The sequence below is a fragment of the Bacillus sp. FSL W8-0519 genome, from assembly GCF_038005585.1.
GTDB classification, from domain to species: Bacteria; Bacillota; Bacilli; order Bacillales; family Bacillaceae_G; genus Bacillus_A; species Bacillus_A paranthracis.
Window position 1 is genome coordinate 4,960,361 of record NZ_JBBOTL010000001.1, and the last position, 23,349, is coordinate 4,983,709.

24 protein-coding genes, 1 tRNA gene and 1 pseudogene are annotated in these 23,349 nt (G+C 38.1%); 8 read left to right on the plus strand and 18 right to left on the minus strand.

Annotated features, from left to right (window positions below; translation table 11 throughout):
* Window positions 1-9: 9 nt before the first annotated feature.
* Together rpoN and NST14_RS26150 are read right to left on the minus strand one after the other, a co-directional pair.
* On the minus strand, window positions 10-1,317 hold the full coding sequence (gene rpoN, locus NST14_RS26145; RefSeq protein ID WP_000647985.1) for an RNA polymerase factor sigma-54: 1,308 nt from the start codon (window positions 1,315-1,317) through the stop codon (window positions 10-12).
* Between the two features lie 259 nt (window positions 1,318-1,576).
* Window positions 1,577-1,652 (minus strand) — tRNA-Arg (locus tag NST14_RS26150).
* A gap of 205 nt (window positions 1,653-1,857) precedes the next feature.
* Between NST14_RS26150 and NST14_RS26155 the strand changes: the two genes are divergently transcribed.
* The 8 genes from NST14_RS26155 to clpP all read left to right on the plus strand — a co-directional run bounded on the left by NST14_RS26155 (window position 1,858) and on the right by clpP (window position 6,444).
* Entirely contained in the window at window positions 1,858-2,064 is a 207-nt protein-coding gene (locus tag NST14_RS26155) for a DUF1657 domain-containing protein (protein WP_000216166.1), read from the plus strand.
* Between the two features lie 93 nt (window positions 2,065-2,157).
* A complete protein-coding gene (locus NST14_RS26160) occupies window positions 2,158-2,643 on the plus strand; it encodes a YhcN/YlaJ family sporulation lipoprotein (protein ID WP_071727107.1) in 486 nt (161 codons plus the stop codon).
* 29 nt (window positions 2,644-2,672) lie between these two features.
* A complete protein-coding gene (spoVAC, locus tag NST14_RS26165) occupies window positions 2,673-3,149 on the plus strand; it encodes a stage V sporulation protein AC (protein WP_000095407.1) in 477 nt (158 codons plus the stop codon).
* Window positions 3,150-4,166 (plus strand): stage V sporulation protein AD, encoded by a 1,017-nt coding sequence (spoVAD, locus tag NST14_RS26170; protein WP_000938956.1) that lies wholly within the window; start codon window positions 3,150-3,152, stop codon window positions 4,164-4,166.
* Window positions 4,163-4,513, plus strand: coding sequence for a stage V sporulation protein AE (gene spoVAE, locus NST14_RS26175; RefSeq protein WP_000575919.1), 351 nt, complete (start codon window positions 4,163-4,165; stop codon window positions 4,511-4,513). Before spoVAD ends, spoVAE begins: the two co-directional genes overlap by 4 nt.
* Before the next feature lie 11 nt (window positions 4,514-4,524).
* Complete coding sequence (locus tag NST14_RS26180; protein ID WP_000215911.1) at window positions 4,525-4,731, plus strand: DUF1657 domain-containing protein; 207 nt, start codon at window positions 4,525-4,527, stop codon at window positions 4,729-4,731.
* A 20-nt stretch (window positions 4,732-4,751) separates the two neighbouring features.
* Window positions 4,752-5,621 carry a DUF421 domain-containing protein gene (locus NST14_RS26185; RefSeq protein ID WP_000018916.1) on the plus strand — a complete coding sequence of 290 codons (870 nt, stop codon included), beginning with the start codon at window positions 4,752-4,754 and terminating at the stop codon, window positions 5,619-5,621.
* Window positions 5,622-5,862: 241 nt separating this feature from the next.
* On the plus strand, window positions 5,863-6,444 hold the full coding sequence (gene clpP, locus NST14_RS26190) for an ATP-dependent Clp endopeptidase proteolytic subunit ClpP (RefSeq protein ID WP_001049162.1): 582 nt from the start codon (window positions 5,863-5,865) through the stop codon (window positions 6,442-6,444).
* 314 nt (window positions 6,445-6,758) lie between these two features.
* Here clpP and NST14_RS26195 read toward each other — a convergent pair whose 3' ends face one another.
* From NST14_RS26195 to uvrB, 16 genes and pseudogenes are all read right to left on the minus strand, one after another.
* Complete coding sequence (locus NST14_RS26195; protein WP_000250307.1) at window positions 6,759-7,007, minus strand: HPr family phosphocarrier protein; 249 nt, start codon at window positions 7,005-7,007, stop codon at window positions 6,759-6,761.
* A 23-nt stretch (window positions 7,008-7,030) separates the two neighbouring features.
* Window positions 7,031-7,981: a DNA-binding protein WhiA gene (whiA, locus tag NST14_RS26200; protein ID WP_000006561.1), complete on the minus strand. Its 951-nt coding sequence runs from the start codon at window positions 7,979-7,981 to the stop codon at window positions 7,031-7,033.
* Window positions 7,982-8,070: 89 nt separating this feature from the next.
* A complete protein-coding gene (locus NST14_RS26205) occupies window positions 8,071-9,024 on the minus strand; it encodes a gluconeogenesis factor YvcK family protein (protein WP_000712175.1) in 954 nt (317 codons plus the stop codon).
* A gap of 3 nt (window positions 9,025-9,027) precedes the next feature.
* On the minus strand, window positions 9,028-9,909 hold the full coding sequence (gene rapZ / locus NST14_RS26210) for an RNase adapter RapZ (protein ID WP_000138457.1): 882 nt from the start codon (window positions 9,907-9,909) through the stop codon (window positions 9,028-9,030).
* Window positions 9,910-9,929: 20 nt separating this feature from the next.
* Complete coding sequence (locus NST14_RS26215) at window positions 9,930-10,388, minus strand: NUDIX hydrolase (RefSeq protein ID WP_001190080.1); 459 nt, start codon at window positions 10,386-10,388, stop codon at window positions 9,930-9,932.
* A 230-nt stretch (window positions 10,389-10,618) separates the two neighbouring features.
* Window positions 10,619-11,425, minus strand: coding sequence for a DUF368 domain-containing protein (locus NST14_RS26220; RefSeq protein WP_000455203.1), 807 nt, complete (start codon window positions 11,423-11,425; stop codon window positions 10,619-10,621).
* Window positions 11,426-11,590: 165 nt separating this feature from the next.
* Window positions 11,591-12,547: a thioredoxin-disulfide reductase gene (trxB, locus tag NST14_RS26225; RefSeq protein ID WP_001288072.1), complete on the minus strand. Its 957-nt coding sequence runs from the start codon at window positions 12,545-12,547 to the stop codon at window positions 11,591-11,593.
* An 84-nt stretch (window positions 12,548-12,631) separates the two neighbouring features.
* A complete protein-coding gene (locus NST14_RS26230; RefSeq protein ID WP_000517738.1) occupies window positions 12,632-14,143 on the minus strand; it encodes a tetratricopeptide repeat protein in 1,512 nt (503 codons plus the stop codon).
* Window positions 14,144-14,282: 139 nt separating this feature from the next.
* The gene (locus NST14_RS26235; protein WP_001255062.1) at window positions 14,283-14,795 is read right to left on the minus strand and encodes an acyltransferase; all 513 of its coding nucleotides are present in this window, start codon (window positions 14,793-14,795) and stop codon (window positions 14,283-14,285) included.
* A 23-nt stretch (window positions 14,796-14,818) separates the two neighbouring features.
* Window positions 14,819-15,469 carry a pyrophosphatase PpaX gene (ppaX, locus tag NST14_RS26240; protein ID WP_000700956.1) on the minus strand — a complete coding sequence of 217 codons (651 nt, stop codon included), beginning with the start codon at window positions 15,467-15,469 and terminating at the stop codon, window positions 14,819-14,821.
* A 67-nt stretch (window positions 15,470-15,536) separates the two neighbouring features.
* Entirely contained in the window at window positions 15,537-16,349 is an 813-nt protein-coding gene (lgt, locus tag NST14_RS26245) for a prolipoprotein diacylglyceryl transferase (RefSeq protein WP_071742121.1), read from the minus strand.
* A 24-nt stretch (window positions 16,350-16,373) separates the two neighbouring features.
* Complete coding sequence (gene hprK / locus NST14_RS26250) at window positions 16,374-17,303, minus strand: HPr(Ser) kinase/phosphatase (protein WP_001127244.1); 930 nt, start codon at window positions 17,301-17,303, stop codon at window positions 16,374-16,376.
* A 156-nt stretch (window positions 17,304-17,459) separates the two neighbouring features.
* Window positions 17,460-17,840, minus strand: coding sequence for a phage holin family protein (locus NST14_RS26255; protein WP_001267308.1), 381 nt, complete (start codon window positions 17,838-17,840; stop codon window positions 17,460-17,462).
* A gap of 115 nt (window positions 17,841-17,955) precedes the next feature.
* Window positions 17,956-18,313 (minus strand): annotated as a pseudogene (locus NST14_RS26260) (DUF4275 family protein).
* Between the two features lie 59 nt (window positions 18,314-18,372).
* Window positions 18,373-21,249 (minus strand): excinuclease ABC subunit UvrA, encoded by a 2,877-nt coding sequence (gene uvrA, locus NST14_RS26265; protein ID WP_000045569.1) that lies wholly within the window; start codon window positions 21,247-21,249, stop codon window positions 18,373-18,375.
* A 5-nt stretch (window positions 21,250-21,254) separates the two neighbouring features.
* On the minus strand, window positions 21,255-23,231 hold the full coding sequence (gene uvrB, locus NST14_RS26270; RefSeq protein ID WP_000441046.1) for an excinuclease ABC subunit B: 1,977 nt from the start codon (window positions 23,229-23,231) through the stop codon (window positions 21,255-21,257).
* Window positions 23,232-23,349: the final 118 nt, after the last annotated feature.

Sequence of the window (23,349 nt, forward strand, 5' to 3'; positions counted from 1 at the left end):
CTTCTTCACCTATCCGATCGTTTTTCGTAATGACGACGCTGGGATGTGCATTTGCTCTCTATACTTCGCCACTGTTCTTCGAGAAATAACGATTTCATGCTCTTCTTCTAACAATTTTGAAATCTTTTGATCTGAAAGTGGCTTTTTCTTATTCTCTGCCTCAACAAGCGTTTGAATAAATTGTTTTACACGCTTTGTAGAGACTGCTTCATCTTCAGTAGTCGAAACGGCATTACTAAAGAACGATTTCATCTCAAATAAACCGTGTGGTGTTTGCACATATTTATTTCGCGTTGCGCGACTAATTGTCGATTCATGCACACTTAACTCTTCTGCTACTTCTTTTAAAGCAAGTGGCTTTAAATACTCCGGACCTTTCCAGAAGAAATCACGTTGTTTTTCCATAATAATGGTCATTACTTGCAAAAGCGTTTGTTTTCTCTGTTTCAAACTACGCATAATCCACTGCACATGCTGATACTTTTCTGAAACGTAAGATGCTACTTCACTTTCACTATTATTAAGAAGCGCACTATATTCAGAATGAATTTCAATTCTCGGCATATTTCTCTCATTCATTTGTAAAACGAGACGATCACCATCTTTTTTCACCGCCATATCAGGCACAATATAAAGTGGTTTATCAGAAGAAAACGCAAGACCTGGTTTCGGCTGTAATGACGTAATACAGTTCACCGCCGATTGCAATTCCTCATTACTACACTTCAACACTTGAACGAGCTTTCGCCAATCTTTCTTCACGAAATAAGCGAAATGGTCTTCTACAACCTCTTCTGCTAATCCATTCCGCCTTTGTAAGCGCTTCAATTGCAAGGTTAGACATTCCTGAATATTACGCGCTCCTACCCCTGCTGGCTCCAGTGATTGGACAAGCTCTACAGAGCGGTCGACTACATGAAGTGGTACGGAAAGAAGATTTGCTAACTCTTCATTCGTTTCTTGTAAATACCCATTTCCATCCATGTTCATAATAATGAAAGAAGCTACTTTTCGCTCTTCTTCCTCTATTTTATAATACTGTATTTGATTTAATAAATGTTGCTGAATCGTTGTAGAATCCACACTGTAGATTTCCATCTGATTCTCGACTTGTTTGCTGGTACTTTTACTTGTGTTAGAGCTCTTTTTCTTCTCCCTCTCAAAACCACCTAACTCAATAAGGGGATTCTCTAACGATTGCTCATACAAAAACTCCGATAATTCTTGTACATTATACTGGAGCATTGTAATCGCTTGCCTTAACTCTTGTGTCATTGCCAAACGTAAGCTTTGTTCTTGTAAAAGACTTGCCTTCAAACTAATCTCCCCCTTGTTTCTATTGTACAATAAGTTTGGTAAAAGGAGAATGCTATCACAGACACCCATTCCAAAATATTATTAATTTATATGTATTAATGAGATTTACAACTTACAACCGAAATTTGAATAATATTGAAAGAAAATAATAACGGAATTAAATCATAACCAAGTACTAATAGTAAATCTTATTATCAGATATAACAAGAGGGAAATAAAAAAAGTCCTAACCTACAAAACGTAAGTTAGGACTTTTTGACGCGCCCAGAGGGATTCGAACCCCCGGCAGACGTGGTACCGGAAACCACCGCTCTATCCGACTGAGCTATGGGCGCATGATAATAGAAAACACTTCATTTTCTTCTCATAATAATAGCAATAAAATCCATCTAAATCAATAAAAATATCCCCGTAATCCTTTATGACGCTTAGTTATGAGTATATTAACAAAGCACCCACCCCTAAATTTTCCAATCATAAATTCAACCCAACTCACAAATTATAATCTTTGAATTGATATTCCAAAGGGGGCTTCATTCAATGACTGTAATTACGAAATTAAAACAAACTGTTTCTGGATTAAAAAGTGCACAAGCTAGCTTAGAGGGATTCGCTCTTGATACGGATAATCAACAAGCTAAGCAACTTTTCCAAACAGCTGCACAGCAAACACAAACGATTATCGATTCTTTAAACCCACGCGTTGAAGAAGTCCAACAAGAAGAACCACAATACTCACAGCAATAACGAATCAGTCTTGCTGCGAAATAGAAAAAGGATGATATGCAGTCATCCTTTTTCTATCACATTACATATTGCAATAGAAATGGAATGATAAGTATGCAAAAACTCGGACTCATAACCGTATTATTTGCTCTTCTATTTAGCTCTTTTACCGGATGTGATAATAGTCCCTTAGATAAAAAAGTGAAAGAAGAAGCAAAACGAACGGAGAAAGAGAAAGGTCCTAAATTAACAAAGATGAGTACGGAATCCTTTAATCAATCTATATCACAAGGAGCCAAGAAAAGGGCCCTCGCTATGGATGGGATTATAAAAAGTGCGGCAGTAAATTCAAATTTAGATCTCTACATAGCAGTTACACCTGAGCATCACGAAAGATTTGGATTAAAACCTCTCCGTAAGAAGCTCCAAAAGCAGCTAAGTGATGAGCACCCCACTTTCGATGTTCGTGTAAGTACAGATAAAAAAATCTTTATGTTACTTGAAAAGCTTGAAAGAAAAATTAAGGAAAAGAAAGTATCTAAAGATGAAATTAATAAACAATTAAAATTCATTGGTAAAAAAATGGAGTCTAACACTTAACGCTTTTTAAAAGAAAAGGAAGGTTTGCAATGTCTAGTAAAGATAAAAACTTAACCCCTGTGCAACAGGAATATAAAAAATTCGAGCAAGAACGCGAACCGAAGCGTCCTGTCTTAAAAAACTGTATAAAAGCCTTTTTCGTTGGTGGTTTCATTTGCCTAATTGGGCAACTCATTTCTACTTTTTATATTACGTATTTCGATTTCACTGAACGCTCAGCAGGGAATCCAACAGTAGCAACTCTTATTTTCATCTCGATGTTACTAACTGGGTTCGGCGTATATGATCGTCTCGGTCAATTTGCAGGTGCTGGGACAGCTGTACCTGTCACTGGATTTGGTAACTCTGTTGTCGCCGCATGTATCGAGCACCGGACGGAAGGTTTTGTCCTTGGCGTTGGCGGTAACATGTTTAAATTAGCCGGCTCCGTTATTTTATTTGGTGTATTTTCAGCTTTCGTCATCGCACTTATTAAAACGATTCTCGTTCAATGGGGAGGGCTATAAATGTTACAAGGACACCGAACGTGGGTATTTGAAAACAAACCAGTTATTATTTCGACAGGAGTCGTCGGCGGGCCGTTTGAAGCAAAAGGAAAAATCCCCGAAGACTTCGATATCCTTCATGAAGATTTATGGCTCGGACAAGATTCCTATGAAAAAGCACATAAAATTTTGTTCGAAGAAGCTTGTAGCCGCGCCACTGAAAAAGCAGAACTTCGTAAAGACGATATCCAATTTGTACTCGCAGGAGATTTAATTAATCAAATTACCCCTACAAGCTTTGCTTGCCGTACACTGGGCACTCCTTATCTCGGACTATTCGGCGCTTGTTCTACTTCTATGGAAGGTTTAGCACTTGGGGCGAGTATCGTAAATGCAAAAGGCGCAAAATATTTATTAACTGGTGCATCCAGTCATAATACAGCTGTAGAAAAACAATTCCGCTATCCTACCGAATACGGCGGACAAAAGCCACCTACTGCACAGTGGACAGTAACTGGAGCAGGAGCCGCTATTTTAAGTGATACTGGAAACGGCCCTAGGGTAACATCAGCCACAATCGGAAAAGTGGTTGATATGGGATTAACCGATCCGTTTAATATGGGAGGCGCAATGGCTCCAGCCGCCGTCGATACAATTGAGGCCCACCTACGCGAACGCCAAATCGACGCCTCTTACTACGATTTAATCGTAACCGGTGACCTCGGACATGTCGGCCGCGAAATTGCTTATGACTTATTACATAAACACGGAACGAAAGTAACGAGCGAACAGTTTCAAGATTGCGGGCTGCTCATTTATAGAGAAGGGCAACCTGTCATAGCTGGGGCTAGTGGACCAGGATGTTCCGCAACAGTCGTGTACGGTCATTTATTAAACAGAATGAAAAGAGGAGAGTTCAAAAAAATACTTGTCGTTGCGACAGGCGCTTTACTATCTCCACTTACATTCCAACAAGAAGAAACGATTCCGTGCATCGCTCACGCCGTTTCAATTGAATTCGGAGGTGCAACGCAATGATTTTTTTCTGGGCTTTCGTCATTGGCGGACTCATATGTGTAATTGGCCAACTTATGTTTGATGTCGGCAAACTAACACCCGCTCATACAATGGCAACACTCGTTGTTGCTGGAGCTATATTAGATGGATTTAATTTGTATGAACCATTAATTGACTTCGCTGGAGCTGGGGCAACCGTACCTATTACAAGCTTTGGTAATGCCCTCGTTCACGGCGCAATGGAAGAAGCCGCAAAACATGGCATCGTTGGCGTTATTACCGGCATGTTTAAAGTAACAAGCGCCGGTGTATCCGCAGCTATTATTTTCGGCTTCATCGGAGCATTGTTATTCAAACCGAAAGGATAAGGAGTGTTTGTATGACTGTTATCGCTAGCGTAAAAACCTGTCTCGCTAGTGTAAGGGGCGCTCAAGCAAGTTTAAGTTCCCTTTCACTAAATTCACAGGATGAAGAAACAAAACGTGTATTTCACGAATGCATGCTAGAAATGGACAGCATCATCGCTGATTTACAAAATAGAGTTTCAGTATTAGAACGTGAAGAACCTCAATATAAAGGGTTTTAAGTAGACTGGAGGAAATGACTATGTCTCACCTGCCGGAATGGACACTTGTCATTCTTCGCTCTGTATTCATATTAATTATTTTATTCGCTATTACGAAATGGTTAGGGAAAAGACAAATCTCTCAGCTCTCCTTTTTTGAATACATAGCCGGAATGACAATCGGTGACATCGCTGCCCAAGTATCTACAGGGCTCGATTCAAAATTTTTCCACGGCGTCTTTGCGATACTCATTTTCGCTGTGGTACCTTTTTTAACAGGAATCCTCTCTTTAAAGAACAAAACAGCTCGGGACTTCTTTGAAGGGAAATCTACCGTATTAATAAAAGACGGAAAGATACTCGAAGACAACTTAAAGAAAGAAAAATATACAAGTGATGAATTACTGGAACTTCTCCGTGGAAAAGGTGCTTTCAGCGTAGCTGATGTTGAATTTGCTGTCTTAGAACCGAGCGGAGAATTAAATGTATTATTAAAGAAAGATTCCCAGCCACTTACAGCAAAAGACATCGGTTTAAAAGTAGCAAACGAAAAAGAACCACAAACTGTTATTATGGATGGCAATGTCTTAGATGAACCGCTATCCGCAAGTGGACATAACCGCGCTTGGCTACATGCTGAACTAGAAAAGCTCGGTGTTGTTATCGAAAATGTCTTTCTCGGTCAAGTTGATTCATACGGACAACTGACTATCGACATTTATAATGACAAACTACAAATGCCTTCTCCTCAAAACAAACCTTTATTATTAGCATCATTAAAAAAATGTCATGCTGATCTTGAACTATTTTCCTTAGAAACAAAGTCGAAATCAGCGAGCGAAATGTATAGTAAAAACGCGAAACAAATCGAAAAGATTTTAAATAAAGTAACCTATCTTTTAAAAGAATAGATATCGAAAGAACGCTTCAGTCAAAAGGCGTTCTTTTCTTTTTTTCTACAGTTTTTATAACGTTTAAATTTATGTAATTCGGTTATGATGTTGAAGATACATAAGCAGGGAATTTCAAAAACATAGCGAATATTTCATGGTACAACTACATATTTTTTTGATTTAAAGTGGTTTCGTTTGACCTTTATTGACCATAATTGTATTATAAGACTAAGAAAGCTTTATAAGGAGGAAATAACAGATGAATTTAATTCCTACAGTAATTGAACAAACAAATCGTGGAGAACGCGCTTACGATATTTACTCTCGACTATTAAAAGACCGCATCATTATGCTTGGTAGCGCAATTGATGACAACGTAGCTAACTCAATCGTTTCCCAGCTTTTATTCTTGGAATCTCAAGATCCAGAAAAAGATATTCACATCTACATCAACAGCCCTGGTGGTTCTATCACAGCAGGTATGGCAATTTACGATACAATGCAGTTTATTAAACCGCAAGTATCAACAATCTGTATCGGTATGGCTGCATCTATGGGTGCATTCTTACTTGCAGCAGGTGAAAAAGGAAAACGTTATGCACTTCCAAACAGTGAAGTAATGATTCACCAACCACTTGGTGGTGCACAAGGTCAAGCGACTGAAATCGAAATCGCTGCTAAACGTATTCTATTCTTACGTGAAAAACTAAACCAAATTCTTGCTGACCGCACAGGTCAACCACTTGAAGTGCTACAACGCGACACAGACCGCGACAACTTCATGACAGCAGAAAAAGCTTTAGAATACGGTTTAATCGATAAGATCTTTACAAATCGTTAATAGATATTTAAAGCGGAAGCGGCTTATTTAGAGTCGCTGGAGCTGGATACATAAAAAAGCGCCTATTACAGGGCGCTTTTTTATAGTTAAATCTCCGCACGAACATACCCCACTCAGTATCCCTCTAAATATATCGGCGATTTTTCAAATATATCGACCGTAACTCCAATTATATCGGCGATTATTTTAATATATCGACGTTTCGACACAACTTATCGACTTACCGACAATTCTCGACAAGAACGCACATCCCACACACCCCCACCAACAAGCCCCAAACAACAAAAAAGCTATCGCACATGCGCGATAGCTTCTTATTGTACATATGCAGCTAATGCCTCTAAAGCCTCTTCTGCATCTGAACCTTCTGTTGTAATTGTTATCATGCTACCAGTTCCAATTGCCAAGCTCATAATCCCCATTATGCTCTTTGCATTTACTGTCTTCCCATCTTTTTCGATGAAAATATCTGCATGAAAGCGATTGGCCTCTTGTACAAACAACGCAGCCGGACGTGCTTGTAAACCGTTTTTTAATGAAACCTGAACTCTTTTTTGAACCACAGCTCCATTTCCCCTTTAACCTCTTATTTTTTTGCTACCGTTTCCCCCGCGCGTAATTTCTCTGCAATATCATCAATTTTACGCAAACGATGATTAATACCCGATTTACTAATTTTCCCCCCGGATACCATCTCACCTAACTCTTTCAATGTTACATCTTGATAATCTCTTCGTAATTGCGCAATTTCTCGTAATTTATCCGGCAATATATCAAGACCAACTGTCTCATCAATATAACGGATATTTTCAATCTGCCTTAGCGCTGCACCAATTGTTTTATTTAAATTAGCTGTTTCGCAGTTCACTAAGCGATTTACAGAATTACGCATATCACGTACGATTCGAATGTCTTCAAATCTTAAAAGTGCATTATGAGCACCTATAATATTTAAAAACTCTGTAATCTTTTCTGCTTCTTTCAAATACGTAATGTACCCTTTTCTTCTTTCCAACGTCTTACTATTTAAATCAAATCCGTTCATCAGTTCACATATAGCATCATTATGTTCCTTATATAACGAAAAGATCTCTAAATGATAAGATGATGTTTCTGGGTTATTTACTGAACCACCTGCTAAAAATGCACCGCGTAAATACGATCGTTTACAACATTTCTTCTCAATTAATTCTTGTGATATATTTCGAATAAATGAAAAGTCGTCTCGAACGATATGAAGATCAGCTAATATTTCGCGTGACTTCTCAACAAGCCTTACGATATATACATTGTTTTTCTTCAATCGCATTTTTTTACGAACAAGTAATTCTACCGTCACGTCATATCCTTTTTTCAAAAGCGTATAAATCCTTCTTGCAATTGCCGCATTTTCCGTTTGAATATCGATTGATAGACGACGATTTGAAAAAGAAAGCGATCCGTTCATGCGAAGTAACGCTGATAATTCTGCTTTCTCACAGCATTCCTTCATCTCCAGATTCGTCAACTCTTTCTTTGTTTCTGATGCAAATGACACAGTCAACACCTCCTTATACGATTATTGTGGAACAAAAATCTTGTCCTATATGAAATGAGGAGCGTTACCTCAAACGAGGCAACGCACATCTACAACAGTGAATATAAAATAGAAGCTAGTTTTAATGTATCGTGTCTTACAACACGGTCATCATACTTCGCTAATTGATCTTGAATCACGTTAATATTATTTTCAGTAAAACGCTCTTCATCTACTACAACTGGCGCTGACATTTCTTCCTCATATAACTGACGTAATTCACAAGGAATATCACGGTTATTTACAATTGCAGTATCGATAAATGGTTCACCTAAATGATCATGTAACGCCTGCACATGATCAAACGCAGTATATCCCATCGTTTCACCAGCTTGCGTCATAACATTACACACATATACCTTCTTCGCTTTTGCAGCAAGAACAGCGTCCCCGATTTTGTTAACAACTAAATTCGGTAATATACTCGTATACAAACTTCCTGGACCGAAAACAAGTAAATCAGCTCGTTTAATCTCAGTCAACGTTTCATGTAACGGCTCTACATCTTCTGGAGTTAAAAAGACACGGTTAATCTTCTTTCCGAAATAAGGAATCTTTGATTCACCTGTTACAATTTCTCCATCTTCTAGTTCCGCATGCAGTACTGCACTTTGATTCGCCGCCGGTAATACACGTCCTCTAACATTTAAAACTTTACTCGTTTCTGTAATAGCATGGAAGAAGTCTCCTGTAATCGAGGTCATACCTGCCAATAATAAATTTCCTAACGCATGACCTTTCAGCCCATCTCCCGTTGTGAAACGATGCTGGAATAAAGCTTCCACCAGTGGTTCTACATCTGATAACGCAACAAGTACGTTACGAATGTCACCTGGGGGTGGAATTTCTAGCTCATCACGTAATCTACCTGAACTGCCACCATCATCAGCGATTGTAACAACTGCTGTAATATCAACCGGATATTGTTTTAATCCTCGTAATAAAACAGAAAGTCCCGTTCCGCCTCCCATGATAACAATTTTAGGTTTTCTCTCTTTTTTCATCCCTTAATGACCCTTTCTCTTCTCCACATCACGATGAGATACATGAACGCTATACTCTGGTTTCAGATGTTTCCCAAGGTATTCTGTAAGCGTAACAGAACGATGCTGTCCACCTGTACATCCAATTGCAATTACAAGTTGACTCTTGCCTTCTCTTTTATAATGAGGCAGCATGAAAGTGATAAGATCAGTCAATTTCTCTAAAAACTTATGCGTCTCATTAAATTTCAGCACATACGATGAAACTTCTTCATCTAGTCCTGTTAATGGCTTCATATGTGGAATGTAATATGGATTTGGTAAAAAACGAACATCAAATACTAAATCTGCATCAATTGGAATACCGTACTTAAATCCAAATGACATAACATTTACACGAAATGCTTGCTCAGTTTCAGTTGAAAATAGGTGAACAATTTTTTCACGTAATTCTTTCGGTTTTAAATCAGATGTATCAAGCACAATATTCGCGCGTGCCTTCATATCTGTTAATAAATTACGCTCTGCTTCGATTCCCTTTAACGGCAGACCAGTTGGTGCAAGTGGATGCGAGCGTCTCGTTTCTTTATAACGAGTTACAAGTGTGCTATCTTTCGCATCTAAGAATAAAATATGAGGAATAATCCATGTACGTTCTGATAAATCATCAAGCGCTTCCCATAAATGTTCGAAAAACTCTCGGCCGCGTAAATCAATACCAAGTGCTACTTTATTCATTTTTCCTTTTGAATCCGCCATAAGCTCAATAAACTTTGGCAATAACATCGGTGGTAAATTATCTACACAGAAATATCCTAAATCTTCAAAACTTTGTAAAGCTACTGTCTTTCCAGCTCCAGACATTCCTGTAATAATTACCATTTTTATATCATTATTCTCTGTCATCGTATCCTCTCCTTGACGGTTTAACTCGGATCTAATCGATATGAAAGCAACTCAAAATCTGGGGTATATACAAATGTACCGTAGATTATGCCATTTCCTTTAATTAAATAATCAATAATGTGATAATCTCCTGGTGCCATTGCTAAATCATCAATTTTATCAAATGTATGCCAACCAATGATGCCTTCTTCGCTCTCTAGTTTGTTTTCTCCTGCAAAATCTGTCGCTAAAAAGGAGAACATCATCCATTCAGAAACAACTTTATCACCTTCTTGGATGACAAAGGTGAAGACCCCCTTTAACGCTGGGTTCTTTAAATAAATACCTGTTTCTTCACGATACTCGCGAACAACGGAATCTCTTACAGTCTCACCACGCTCCATTTTCCCGCCTGGTGCAACCCACCAATTCCGGCGAGGTTTTTGGAGTAAGAGTACTTCATTATCTCTAATTAACACACAGTTTGTCACTCTTTGCATGTTTCTTCACCTCAGCTACTTGCAGCAAATTTCTCACTGCATACTCATTTCATTATACTATCAAAAACAGTTTGCTACAACGAAGGAGCCAGTCCCCCTTTCGCTAAGCACTGCTACTCAACAATTTTAAAAAAGCTTTTTATAACAAGCAATGTAAATGCCTGGACTTTCCGTGAATAGCATGAAAAATCCCCTTAACGACTTTTATCGCCAAGGGGACTCCAGCGCCCTTACTTCTTACCGAAATAAGTAACAATCGCAAATCCTAAAATAAAGGTAATAATTGAACTTATAATTGAAAATCCTCCAGTTGGAATACCAGGGAACACAATTACAATCGAACCGATAACTAGTCCAATAATTGCCGCAAATGTCATACTTTTATATCGATCTAATAAGAAACTAATTCCTTTACTACTTACAACGAACCCTACCATAACGCCAGCACCAATAACTGCAATTAAAGGTAAGTTGAGTGTAGTTAAAGCATTAATTGCTGTCGGATATACACCAATAATTAATAAAATAAACGATCCGCTAATTCCAGGAAGTAACATCGCCATACTAGCCATCCATCCTGCGAAAAATAAACCAATTGCATTTAAAATTGTTAACGTCGTAATTGGATCTGCTGTCTTATCTGGTTTAAAGAAAGCTGTGATGGCAACAAGAATTGCTGCAACGATTAATAAAACAATGTGCTTACCTTTAAACGACGACTTTGCATCAGCTTCTCTCATTAACATCGGTAATATACTAATAATTAAACCGAGGAAGAAAAATTGAGTCGGTTCATAATGATTTGCAAGTAAATATTTAATAACGTGACTTAACGTTAAAAACGCTGCTGCCACACCAGCTGCAAGTGGAATTAAAAATCCTAAATGTTTTTTCCATTCACGACTAAAGAATCCGCTAATTGCCGCAAGCAATTGTTCATAAATCCCTAACACAACAGCGATTGTACCGCCGCTCACACCAGGAATTAAATCACTAACACCCATACAAAATCCACGATATATATTACGCCATTCCATACTGAATAAATTCCTCATTTCTTATAGTGATTTTTTCCGTAAAGTCCAGTATATCAATAAGAAAGCTTATAATCCCAATATTTTTTGACAAAACTTTGACATTTTCACACAAAAAAAGAAGAAAGCTCCTATCGGTAGCTTTCTTCTCAAAAGGTATATTATCCCTTATTTTTCTGATACAGTTTTTAGTTCTTCTAATAATTCTTCTACGTAATGTTGTGCACTTTGTGCTGCAATACTACCATCACCTGTTGCAGTTACAATTTGACGTAGCATTTTTTCACGAACATCACCTGCTGCGAAAATACCAGGAACTTTCGTTTCCATACGCTCGTTTGTTTCAAGGTAACCATTTTCATTTGTAATACCTAGTTCAACAAATGGTTTTGATAGTGGTAACATACCGATGTATACGAATACGCCGTCAGTTTTGACTTCTTTCTCTTCTCCACTGTTTACATCTACAAGTGTTACACTTCCTACTTTACCATTTGCTTCGTTAATTTCTTTTATCGTGTGGTTCCAAATGAAGTCTACTTTTTCGTTTTGGAAAGCACGATCTTGTAAAATTTTCTGTGCGCGAAGCGTGTCACGACGGTGAACGATCGTTACTTTTGATGCGAAGCGTGTTAAGAACACACCCTCTTCAACAGCAGAATCTCCGCCGCCAATAACTACAAGTTCTTTACCTTTAAAGAATGCGCCATCACATACCGCACAATATGATACACCGCGGCCGCCAAGTTCTGTTTCACCTGGTACACCGATTTTTTTATACTCTGCACCACTTGCAACGATAATTGCACGTGCTTTATATTCTTTTTTACCAGCAATAATTGTTTTGTATTCTTTACCATCGATGACTTCTTTCACATCACCGTATGCATATTCAGCACCAAATTTCTTCGCATGCTCGAACATTTTATTTGATAAGTCTGGTCCTAAAATAGACTCATAACCTGGGTAGTTTTCTACATCTTCTGTATTTGCCATTTGCCCGCCTGGAATACCACGCTCAAGCATTAATGTGCTTAAATTCGCACGAGATGTATATACTGCAGCTGTCATACCAGCTGGTCCTGCACCAATAATAATGACATCATAAATTTTTTCTTCTGACACACTATTCACTCCTATCCATTCCTACACAATTAAGTTACCCTCATTATACTGTTCGCATCATTTTTTTCCCAATGATTTGCTTATCTATGTGTGCGTACGCTTAACAGCTTGCACATACTTTCGAACAGTCGCTACAGATACATTATACACATCTCCGAGCTCCGACTGTGTCATCTTATTTCCTTGTTCACTGCGTACGATATATTCAACCGCAGCTGACCAGCCGTATACATTTGTAAAAACTGCCCCAGATGTATATAAACGTATGAACGTACAAAACCAAAATTGTAAACACTCTTCGATTAATTCATCATCTTTTTTCGTATAATTGTATAAAGCATCCGCGATTCGCGCGCACTGTTCAAATTGCTGTAAATCAGCTGGAATACTCTTATGGCTATTCAGTAAAAAGAAATACTTTGCAAGTTGCGATACGATTGGAACACCATTCTTCGCCTGCGTTACATCAAAGAAGAATCCAACCTTCTCCGGCGTTGATAATTCATTCATTAAATATAAAGCTAGCATTTGTTCCTCTAGCGTCGCACTTTGCTGGAATGATTTTCGTAATTCTTCAAATAACACATTTTGTCCTTCATCCGCTAAATTCAATGCATTCCACGGTTCTTTTCCCTTTTTATCAGGGTGCAATTCTACAACATGTTGCCACATTTTTTCAGCTACTTGCTGATCTTTCACCATATACGCAGAATATGCAAACCAATAATAGAAACTAACGTCTCCTTCGTATCCTTGACGCTTTAATAATTTGAACCATTTATATGCAGGCTCGAAATGACCAATTGTTGCAAGTGTCGTCCCAAGTTTCAAACGATGTTCAAACGAAATCGGATATACCGAAACTAACTGAGCAGCTAACACCTCTACTTGTTTATGCTCTCCAATTGAATATAGAAAAATAAGTGTATTACAAAGCGCATGTATATTACCAGGATTTTTCTCTAAAATCATTTCCGTTAATTTCAGTGCCTTATCTACATTACCAGATTGAAAATGCGCAATGGCTAAATTATTATGCCCTGACCAAAATTCCGGATAGTCTTTCGTAACAATTTCTAATGTAGCAATTGCTTCTTCCAATTGTCCATTACGAATATAACGATTGGCTTCTTCCTGCATAACAATTAAATCATCTTCATCCTCAATCTCTTCCGCACCCATCGCTTCTTCTTCCATAATTTCAAGTAATTCTAATGTATCTTCAACAAATTCCTTCTCTTCTGCAACTTCTAAATAGCGATCCGCATACTTCTTCGCCTGCTGAAATAGACCCATATACGCATAATTATTTGCAATAAAATAATAACATTGTTCAAGTTCTGGATTAGATCTAACAAGCTTAAAGAAGGTTTGATTCGACTCTTGATATTCACCAGCCTCAGATAATACTGTTGCTAATTGACATAAAATAAACGGCTCCTTCTCGCTTTGTGCCGCTCTTCGAAAATATTTAATTGCATCTTGCAATTTTTGTCCTTTGTAAGCCCTCATCCCTTTTTTATAAAAGAAGTCCGCTAATTGATTAAAAGAGATAACTTGTCCGTTCTCCTTATATATTCTTTGATTTTTCCCCATATATCCTCCAGTTTTTTGTTTTCTTCGTTCACACATTCTTCTATCTATAAGTATAAACGATTCCGTAAAAAACAAAACAGTATATTATACTCAATTATTTCCTTTTTATTCATTAAAAAAGAAGAGAAATGTTACATTTCTAGTATGAACCTTCTCTAGCCTCCATTTGCTCTTTCGTATAAATAACACGCATTGGATTCCCACCCACGAAAGCACCGCCTGGCACATCTTTATGAACAAGTGTGCCAGCTGAAACAATCGCGCCATCCCCAATTTTCACACCTGGTAATATAGTCGTATTTGCCCCGATCATCACTTCGTTTCCAATAACGATCTCTCCAAGTCGATATTCGCGAATTAAATATTCGTGCGCTAAAAGCGTCGTGTTATAGCCAATAATCGAATTATCTCCCACAGTTATCTTTTCTGGGAACATAATATCCGGCATTACCATGAGCGCAAACGATGTTTTCTTTCCTACTTTCATCCGCAAAAATGTGCGGTACAACCAATTTTTTACAGATAAAAATGGCGTGTAACGTGCAATTTGGATAATAATAAAATTCTTCATTACCTTCCAAAAAGACACTGTCTTATACACATTCCATAATGAATTTTCTCCTGAAACAGGATAGCGCGTTGTCCGTCGCACTTCACTCGCTCCTCTACTTATCTTTACGAACGATTCATGTCGGACAAAATCGGCAATAAATCACTCATTTTATCTAGCATAAAGTCTGGCTTGTAAGCCTCTAAATACGCTCTACCTTTCAATGTCCATGAAACCGCAGCTGTTTTCGTACCCGCATTTTGTCCGCCAACAATATCATGATGATTATCCCCAACCATCAATGCTTCTTCCGGTTTCGCATCTAATAACTGAAGCGCTTTTTGAAGTGGCTCTGGATGTGGTTTCACATGCTCGACATCATCAATTGTCACAACAACATCAAAAAACTCATCAAGCTTCGATAACTTTAATCCCATCTCAACAGTTTGTCGTGCTTTCGTTGTAACAATACCAACCTTATAGCCTTGTTTCTTCAACTCTTGAACTGTTTCATATACAGTTTCATATTCTTCTACTAATTCATCATGATGATCATGATTAAATTGACGATAACTCGTAATTAACTCTTCAACCTTGCTTTCATCAATCTTACTGAACGTATCATGCAAAGACGGACCGATAAATGGTAATACATCTTCACGCTTATATTGATTTGGATAATATGTATGTAAAGTATGTAAAAAAGAAGAAATAATAAGTTCATTTGTATTAATTAACGTTCCATCTAAATCAAATAACACTGTATTTATTTTCATTGCCTTAGTCCTTTCTCTTTCCTGAATATGAAAGAAGCAGCATCTTATAATAAGATGCTACTTTTCTCTAATTTTCTAAATATCTTTTATCAGCTTGCCCCATTTTTCGTCTCACAATAATGAAAATAATAGAAATAACAACAAGTCCAATTGACATTACTTGTGCAATACGAAGTGGCCCTAGCATTAAACTATCTGTACGTAACCCTTCTACGAAGAAGCGTCCTATTGAATACCAAATTAAATATGTGAAGAATAATTCCCCACGGCGCAAGTTCACTTTTCGTAATGCGAGTAATAAAATGACACCTGCAAAATTCCATAATGATTCATATAAAAACGTCGGGTGATAGTAAACACCATCAATATACATTTGATTAATAATGAAATCCGGTAAATGAAGGCCTTCTAAAAACTGTCTCGTTACCTCATCACCATGTGCCTCTTGGTTCATAAAGTTTCCCCATCGGCCAATTGCTTGTCCTAGTAAAATACTTGGTGCAGCAATATCCGCCAACTTCCAGAATGAAACTCCGCGACGTTTCGCAAAAAGAATCCCTGTAATAACAGCCCCGATTAAGCCACCATGAATCGCCAAGCCACCTTGACGAATATTAATAATTTGACTCGGGTTTTGCGCGTAATATTCCCATTCAAAAATAACATAGTACATTCTCGCAAATAGAATAGCGATCGGTACTGCAATTAATACAAGGTCAACAAATGTATCTTTTGGAATACCTAGCCTTTCTCCTTCGCGAGTTGCTAGCCAAAGACCTAATAGCACACCTGTACCGATAATAATCCCGTACCAATAAACAGGAAACGGTCCAAGTTGGATAGCTACGCGGTCAAGCTGTGGTACAGAACCTAACAGCATATGTATGACCTCCCTCTCCAATGTTTACTCCTGATTTCCTAACTCAATCGCACTCATTAATCGTTCTGAGAACTGCTGTGCTGCATTGACTCCCATACGTTTTAAACGGAAGTTCATCGCTGCCACTTCAATAATAACAGCTAAGTTTCGACCAGGGCGAACTGGAAGTGTAATCTTCGTAAGTTCTGTATCAATAATCTTCATCTTCTCTTCATCAAGACCTAAGCGATCATAATTTTTCTTTTGATCCCAAATTTCAAGATTAATAACAAGTGTAATACGCTTATAATTTCGCACTGCCCCTGCACCGAATAACGTCATAACGTTAATAATGCCTAGACCTCGAATTTCTAATAAATGCTCAATTAAATCTGGAGAGCTTCCGACCAACATGTCTTCATCTTCTTGGCGAATTTCTACACTATCATCCGCAACAAGGCGATGACCACGTTTTACAAGTTCAAGAGCTGTCTCACTCTTACCGACACCACTTTGCCCTGTAATTAAAACACCAACGCCGTAAATATCTACTAACACACCATGAACAGCTGTTGTTGGCGCTAACTTACCTTCTAAATAATTTGTTAAACGACTTGATAGTCTTGTTGTCGTTTGAGAAGAACGTAATAAAGGCATGCCTGATTCACGTGATGCTTGCAGTAACTCATCTGGTACATCTTGATTACGAGTTACAATAATACATGGCGTCTCCTCAGTACAAAGCGCTTTCATTCTCTCTTGTTTTTGATCTGACGTTAACGTGTCAAAGAATGTAAGCTCCGTCTTTCCAAGAAGCTGCACGCGATCAGCTGGATAATATGTAAAAAATCCTGCCATTTCAATTCCAGGTCGTGATAAATCACTTGTATCAATTGGACGATGAATTCCTTCTTCACCACTTATTAACTCCAATTGAAATTGTTCAATTAAATCTTTTGTCCTTACTTTCGGCATATGTATAAACCTCCACTCCGCTGCGGGTTCAGTCTCATTTGATGTAAAATTCCATTCTATCGGATATTGTACCATTTTTTTCTGGAAACAAGAAATACGGTTTCTAATAAATAGAAAAAAACATTTCATACATATCATGAAATGTTTTTCTTTTTGTCATTTTCTCTTTTTTTCATATAAAGGTTCCACAATTGCCTTTTCAATAATCATATTAAAAATTGAAATACAAATTGCCGCAACGATCGCTACACCGAAACCTGATATATTAAATGCGTCTCCTAATAATGAATCTGCTATTTTTAACGTAATCGCATTAATAACAATTAAGAAGAAACCGAAAGTTACAACAGTAATTGGTAGCGTAATTAAAATTAAAAACGGTTTTACGAACACATTTAAAACAGCCAAAATAATACTCGCAATAATTGCAGTTTGTATATTTGCTACGTAAAACGCGTCTGGTGCAATCCCTTTTAAAAGTCCCGATACAGCGATTAACACAACGCTATTTACAAGAAGTGATACAATCCATCTCATTTTCTTACACATCCTTTTAAACATATATCTTTCATCATACGCTAATAGATAATAAACGCAAGTATGATACGAACACTTATATCAACTTATTCTACTCTTCATACTTGTATACCTACTAACACTTCTTTGCGAAATAAGGCCCACACCATCTATGTTCATGCGTTTTTACAAAAGTCCAAGTGAACTCTCTATCTACAATGTAAATATCGCCTTTATACATATCATCCATACTTAATAAACTTGCATCTTTTATTAGTAGTGCATCATCACAGTGTTGATAGAAGATGTAGCACTCCTTTTTCACTTCATTATGAAACGTGTTTTCCACTTCTTCTCCCTCTAAACACTTCTTTTTCCTCATCACTTACATGATTTTCAAAGTTATCCTCCCAGCGCTTCCGAAAATATACACCCCAATTTCGAAACTCTCTTACCTTCATATTTTTCTTTCGCAACACATCTAAAAACTCCACCTTCTCCCCCTATACAATAAAAACCGAGCGTCATTTCCACTCGGTTTTTATTACTAAACTTATTGCGATAACTCTACTTCTTTTATTTTCTCTTTCATTCTTGCTTTATCACGATTTAAAATCTCTTTTAAATACTTACCCGTATACGAACGCTCTTCTTTCACTACTTGCTCTGGAGTTCCGGAAGCAACGATTTGTCCACCTTTGTCTCCGCCCTCTGGTCCAAGGTCAACGATATAATCTGCTGTTTTAATTACATCTAAATTATGTTCAATTACAAGTACCGTCTCCCCGCTCTCAACAAGACGTTGCAGCACTTCTAGAAGACGCGCGATATCATGCGCATGTAAACCAGTCGTTGGCTCGTCTAAAATGTATAGTGTACGCCCTGTAGAACGACGGTGTAATTCAGAAGCTAATTTCACACGCTGTGCTTCACCACCAGATAACGTCGTAGCTGGTTGCCCTAATTTCATATAACCAAGTCCAACATCTACAAGCGTTTGAAGTTTACGCTTAATTTTTGGGATGTTAGCGAAGAACTCTACCCCATCTTCAATTGTCATTCCTAATACTTCAGAAATGTTCTTATCTTTATATTTCACTTCTAACGTTTCACGGTTGTAACGTTTACCATGACAAACTTCACACGGCACGTATACATCTGGTAAGAAGTGCATTTCGATTTTAATAATTCCATCACCACGGCACGCTTCACAACGTCCACCTTTTACATTAAAGCTGAAACGTCCTTTTTGATATCCACGCACTTTCGCTTCATTCGTTTGGGCAAACACATCACGAATATCATCGAATACACCTGTATAAGTCGCAGGGTTAGAACGCGGTGTACGACCGATTGGCGATTGATCAATATCGATTACTTTATCTAAATGCTCAAGACCTTTAATCTCTTTATGAGTACCTGGCTTCGCTTTCGCTTTATATAACTTTTGCGCTAACGATTTATATAGTACTTCATTAATCATCGTACTTTTACCAGAACCAGATACACCCGTTACCGCTACAAACGTACCAAGCGGGAATGACATTTTCGCGTTCTTTAAGTTATTCTCCTTTGCACCAACAATCTCCACTTTTCGTCCGTCACCTTTACGTCTTTCAAGTGGAACTGGAATAAACTCTTTACCGCTTAAATACTTACCGGTTAGCGAATTTTCGTCTTGCATCACTTCAGCTGGTGTACCTGCTGATACGACTTGTCCACCATGAATACCTGCGCCAGGCCCGATATCAAGTAAATAATCAGCTGCCATCATCGTATCTTCATCATGCTCAACAACAATTAACGTATTACCTAAATCACGCATTTCTTGCAATGTACGAATAAGACGATCGTTATCGCGCTGATGCAAACCGATAGAAGGCTCATCAAGAATGTAAAGTACGCCAGTAAGACGAGAACCAATTTGCGTTGCTAAACGAATACGTTGCGCCTCACCACCTGATAAAGTTCCTGCGGCACGACTTAACGTTAAATAATCTAAACCGACGTTCACTAAGAACCCAACGCGCTCCTGAATTTCTCTTAAAATTAAATGAGCAATTTTTTGTTGTTTCTCTGTTAGCTCCACACTTGAGAAGAATTCCTGTACTTCTTGAACAGAATATTTCGTTACATCAGCAATCGTTTTTCCGCCAACGAAAACAGCTAAACTCTCAGGCTTTAAACGTCCACCTTTACACTTCGGACAAGCTTGCTCTGCCATATACTTTTCCATTTGCTCACGAACGTAATCAGAACTCGTTTCACGATAACGACGTTCAATATTTGGAATAACACCTTCAAATAAAATCTCATTTTCCTTTACTTGACCAAATTCATTTACATAGCGGAAATAAACTTTCTCTTCACCGCTTCCGTACAACACTTTATCAAATAAATCTTTCGGTATATCTTTTACAGGCACATCCATATCAACGCCGTAATGATTACATACAGATTGTAAGAGCTGTGGGTAATATTGTGAACTTGTCGGTTCCCAAGGTGCAATCGCATGTTCATTTAATGATAAATCCCAGTTCGGAATAACAAGTTCTAAATCTACCTCTAACTTTGAACCAAGCCCATCACAAGAAGGACATGCCCCGAACGGACTATTGAATGAGAACATACGCGGTTCTAATTCTCCAATTGAAAAACCACAATGCGGACAAGCATGATGTTCACTAAATAGAAGTTCCTCTTCTCCCATAACATCGATTAACACTCGTCCCCCGCCAAGCTTTAATGCACTTTCAAGAGAATCTGCAAGACGGCTTGCGATTCCTTCTTTTACAACAATACGGTCTATTACAACTTCAATGGAATGCTTCTTATTTTTATCTAACGCAATATCTTCAGACACATCAAGCATTTCACCATCAACACGTACACGAACATATCCTTGCTTCTTAATGTCTTCAAGTACTTTCACATGTGCACCTTTACGACCAGAAACGATAGGAGCTAACACTTGTAATTTCGTACGTTCAGGATATTCAAGGACCCGGTCTACCATCTGCTCTACTGTTTGTGATGTAATTTCAATGCCATGATTCGGACAAATTGGCGTACCAATTCGCGCAAATAATAAACGTAAATAATCATAAATCTCCGTTACCGTTCCAACAGTTGAACGCGGATTACGACTCGTCGTTTTTTGATCAATTGAAATTGCTGGTGACAATCCTTCAATCGTATCTACATCCGGTTTATCCATTTGCCCTAAAAACTGGCGTGCATACGCAGATAACGATTCTACGTATCTACGCTGCCCTTCTGCATAAATCGTATCAAATGCTAATGATGATTTCCCCGAACCAGACAATCCCGTTACAACGACAAGCTGATTTCTCGGAATGGTTACATCAATATTTTTTAAGTTATGTGCTCTAGCACCTTTTACAACGATAAAATCCTTGCTCTTACTCACTCTTTTCACCCTTCCGCTTTTAATTCTAATAGTAAATCTCTTAATTCAGCTGCACGCTCGAAGTCTAACGCTTTTGCTGCTTCTTTCATTTCTGCTTCCATCTTCGCAATTGTCTTTTCACGCTCTTTTTTCGTCATCTTCTTAGCTGGCGTTGCTTCATATGTTTCCGGCTCTTCAGCAGCTGTCGTTGCACGGATTACATCACGCACACCTTTTTGAATCGTTTTCGGCGTAATACCATGCTCTTCATTGTAAGCTTCTTGTATACTACGACGACGCTTCGTTTCTTCAATCGCAATTCCCATCGATCTCGTTATACGATCTGCGTACATAATAACGCGGCCGTTTTCATTACGTGCTGCACGGCCAATTGTTTGAATTAATGAACGTTCTGAACGCAAGAATCCTTCCTTATCAGCATCTAAAATCGCTACAAGGGATACTTCTGGAATATCTAATCCTTCTCGCAATAAGTTAATACCAACGAGAACATCAAACTTACCAAGGCGAAGATCTCGTATAATTTCAATACGTTCTAACGTTTTCACTTCAGAATGCAGGTAATTCACCTTAATTCCTACATCTTTTAAGTAGTCTGTTAAATCCTCTGACATCTTCTTCGTTAAAGTCGTAATTAATACACGTTCATTTTTTGCAATGCGATCTTGAATTTCTCCTAATAAATCGTCAATTTGCCCTTCAATTGGTCGTATATCAATTGGCGGATCTAAAAGCCCTGTTGGACGAATAATTTGTTCTATTACTTCTGGCGACTGCTCTAATTCATACGGTCCTGGCGTTGCTGAAACGTAAATAACTTGATTCGTTTTCTCTTCAAACTCATCAAAAGTGAGCGGTCTATTATCTAAAGCTGATGGCAGACGGAATCCATGATCCACAAGTACTTGCTTACGCGCTTGGTCCCCGTTATACATCGCTCTTACTTGCGGCACTGATACGTGCGACTCATCCATAACAATTAAGAAATCTTCCGGGAAATAGTCTAATAACGTATACGGCGTTGCCCCCGCTGGACGAAGTGTTAAATGACGGGAATAGTTTTCAATACCTGAACAAAAGCCCATCTCACGCATCATTTCTAAATCATAACGTGTACGCTGCTCTATACGCTGCGCTTCTAACAACTTGCCGTTATCATTTAATTCCTTTAAACGCTCTTCTAGTTCTTTTTCGATATTTTCAATAGCGACCTTCATCTTTTCTTCACGTGTAACGAAGTGAGATGCTGGGAAGATTGCTACATGATCACGTTCTGCTAATACTTCCCCCGTTAACGCATTTACTTCGCGAATACGATCAATTTCATCACCAAAAAACTCAATTCGAATACAATGCTCGTCAAGTGATGCCGGGAAGATTTCAACTACATCTCCGCGCACACGGAATGTACCACGCTTGAAATCAATATCATTACGACCATACTGCACATCAACAAGTTCACGAAGCAATTGATTGCGATCCTTTTCCATACCAACTCGAAGTGAAACAACTAACTCGCGGTATTCTTCTGGAGAACCTAAACCATATATACACGAAACACTCGCAACGATAATTACATCATCCCGTTCAAATAATGCAGACGTTGCCGAGTGACGCAATTTATCAATTTCATCATTAATCTGTGCGTCTTTTTCAATAAACGTATCTGTTTGCGGCACATACGCTTCTGGCTGATAATAATCGTAATAACTAACAAAATATTCAACTGCATTATTTGGGAAAAAGTCTTTCAACTCACTATATAACTGTCCTGCTAACGTTTTATTATGAGCCATGACAAGCGTTGGCTTTTGCACTTCTTTAATGACATTTGAAATCGTAAATGTCTTACCCGTTCCTGTCGCTCCAAGCAACACTTGCTTTTTCTTTCCACTATTAATTCCCTCTACAAGCTTCTCTATAGCTACCGGCTGATCACCTTGTGGGGAATACGCTGAGACAATTTCAAATTGACGTTCCAAGAAAATCCGACCTCCTCATAAAAATCTGTATTATTATTTTACCACGAATGCCCATAAAAAACCTAAAAAAACGAACAGATATTCGGTAAAGTTTTCGACAATATATATAGAAAAAGGA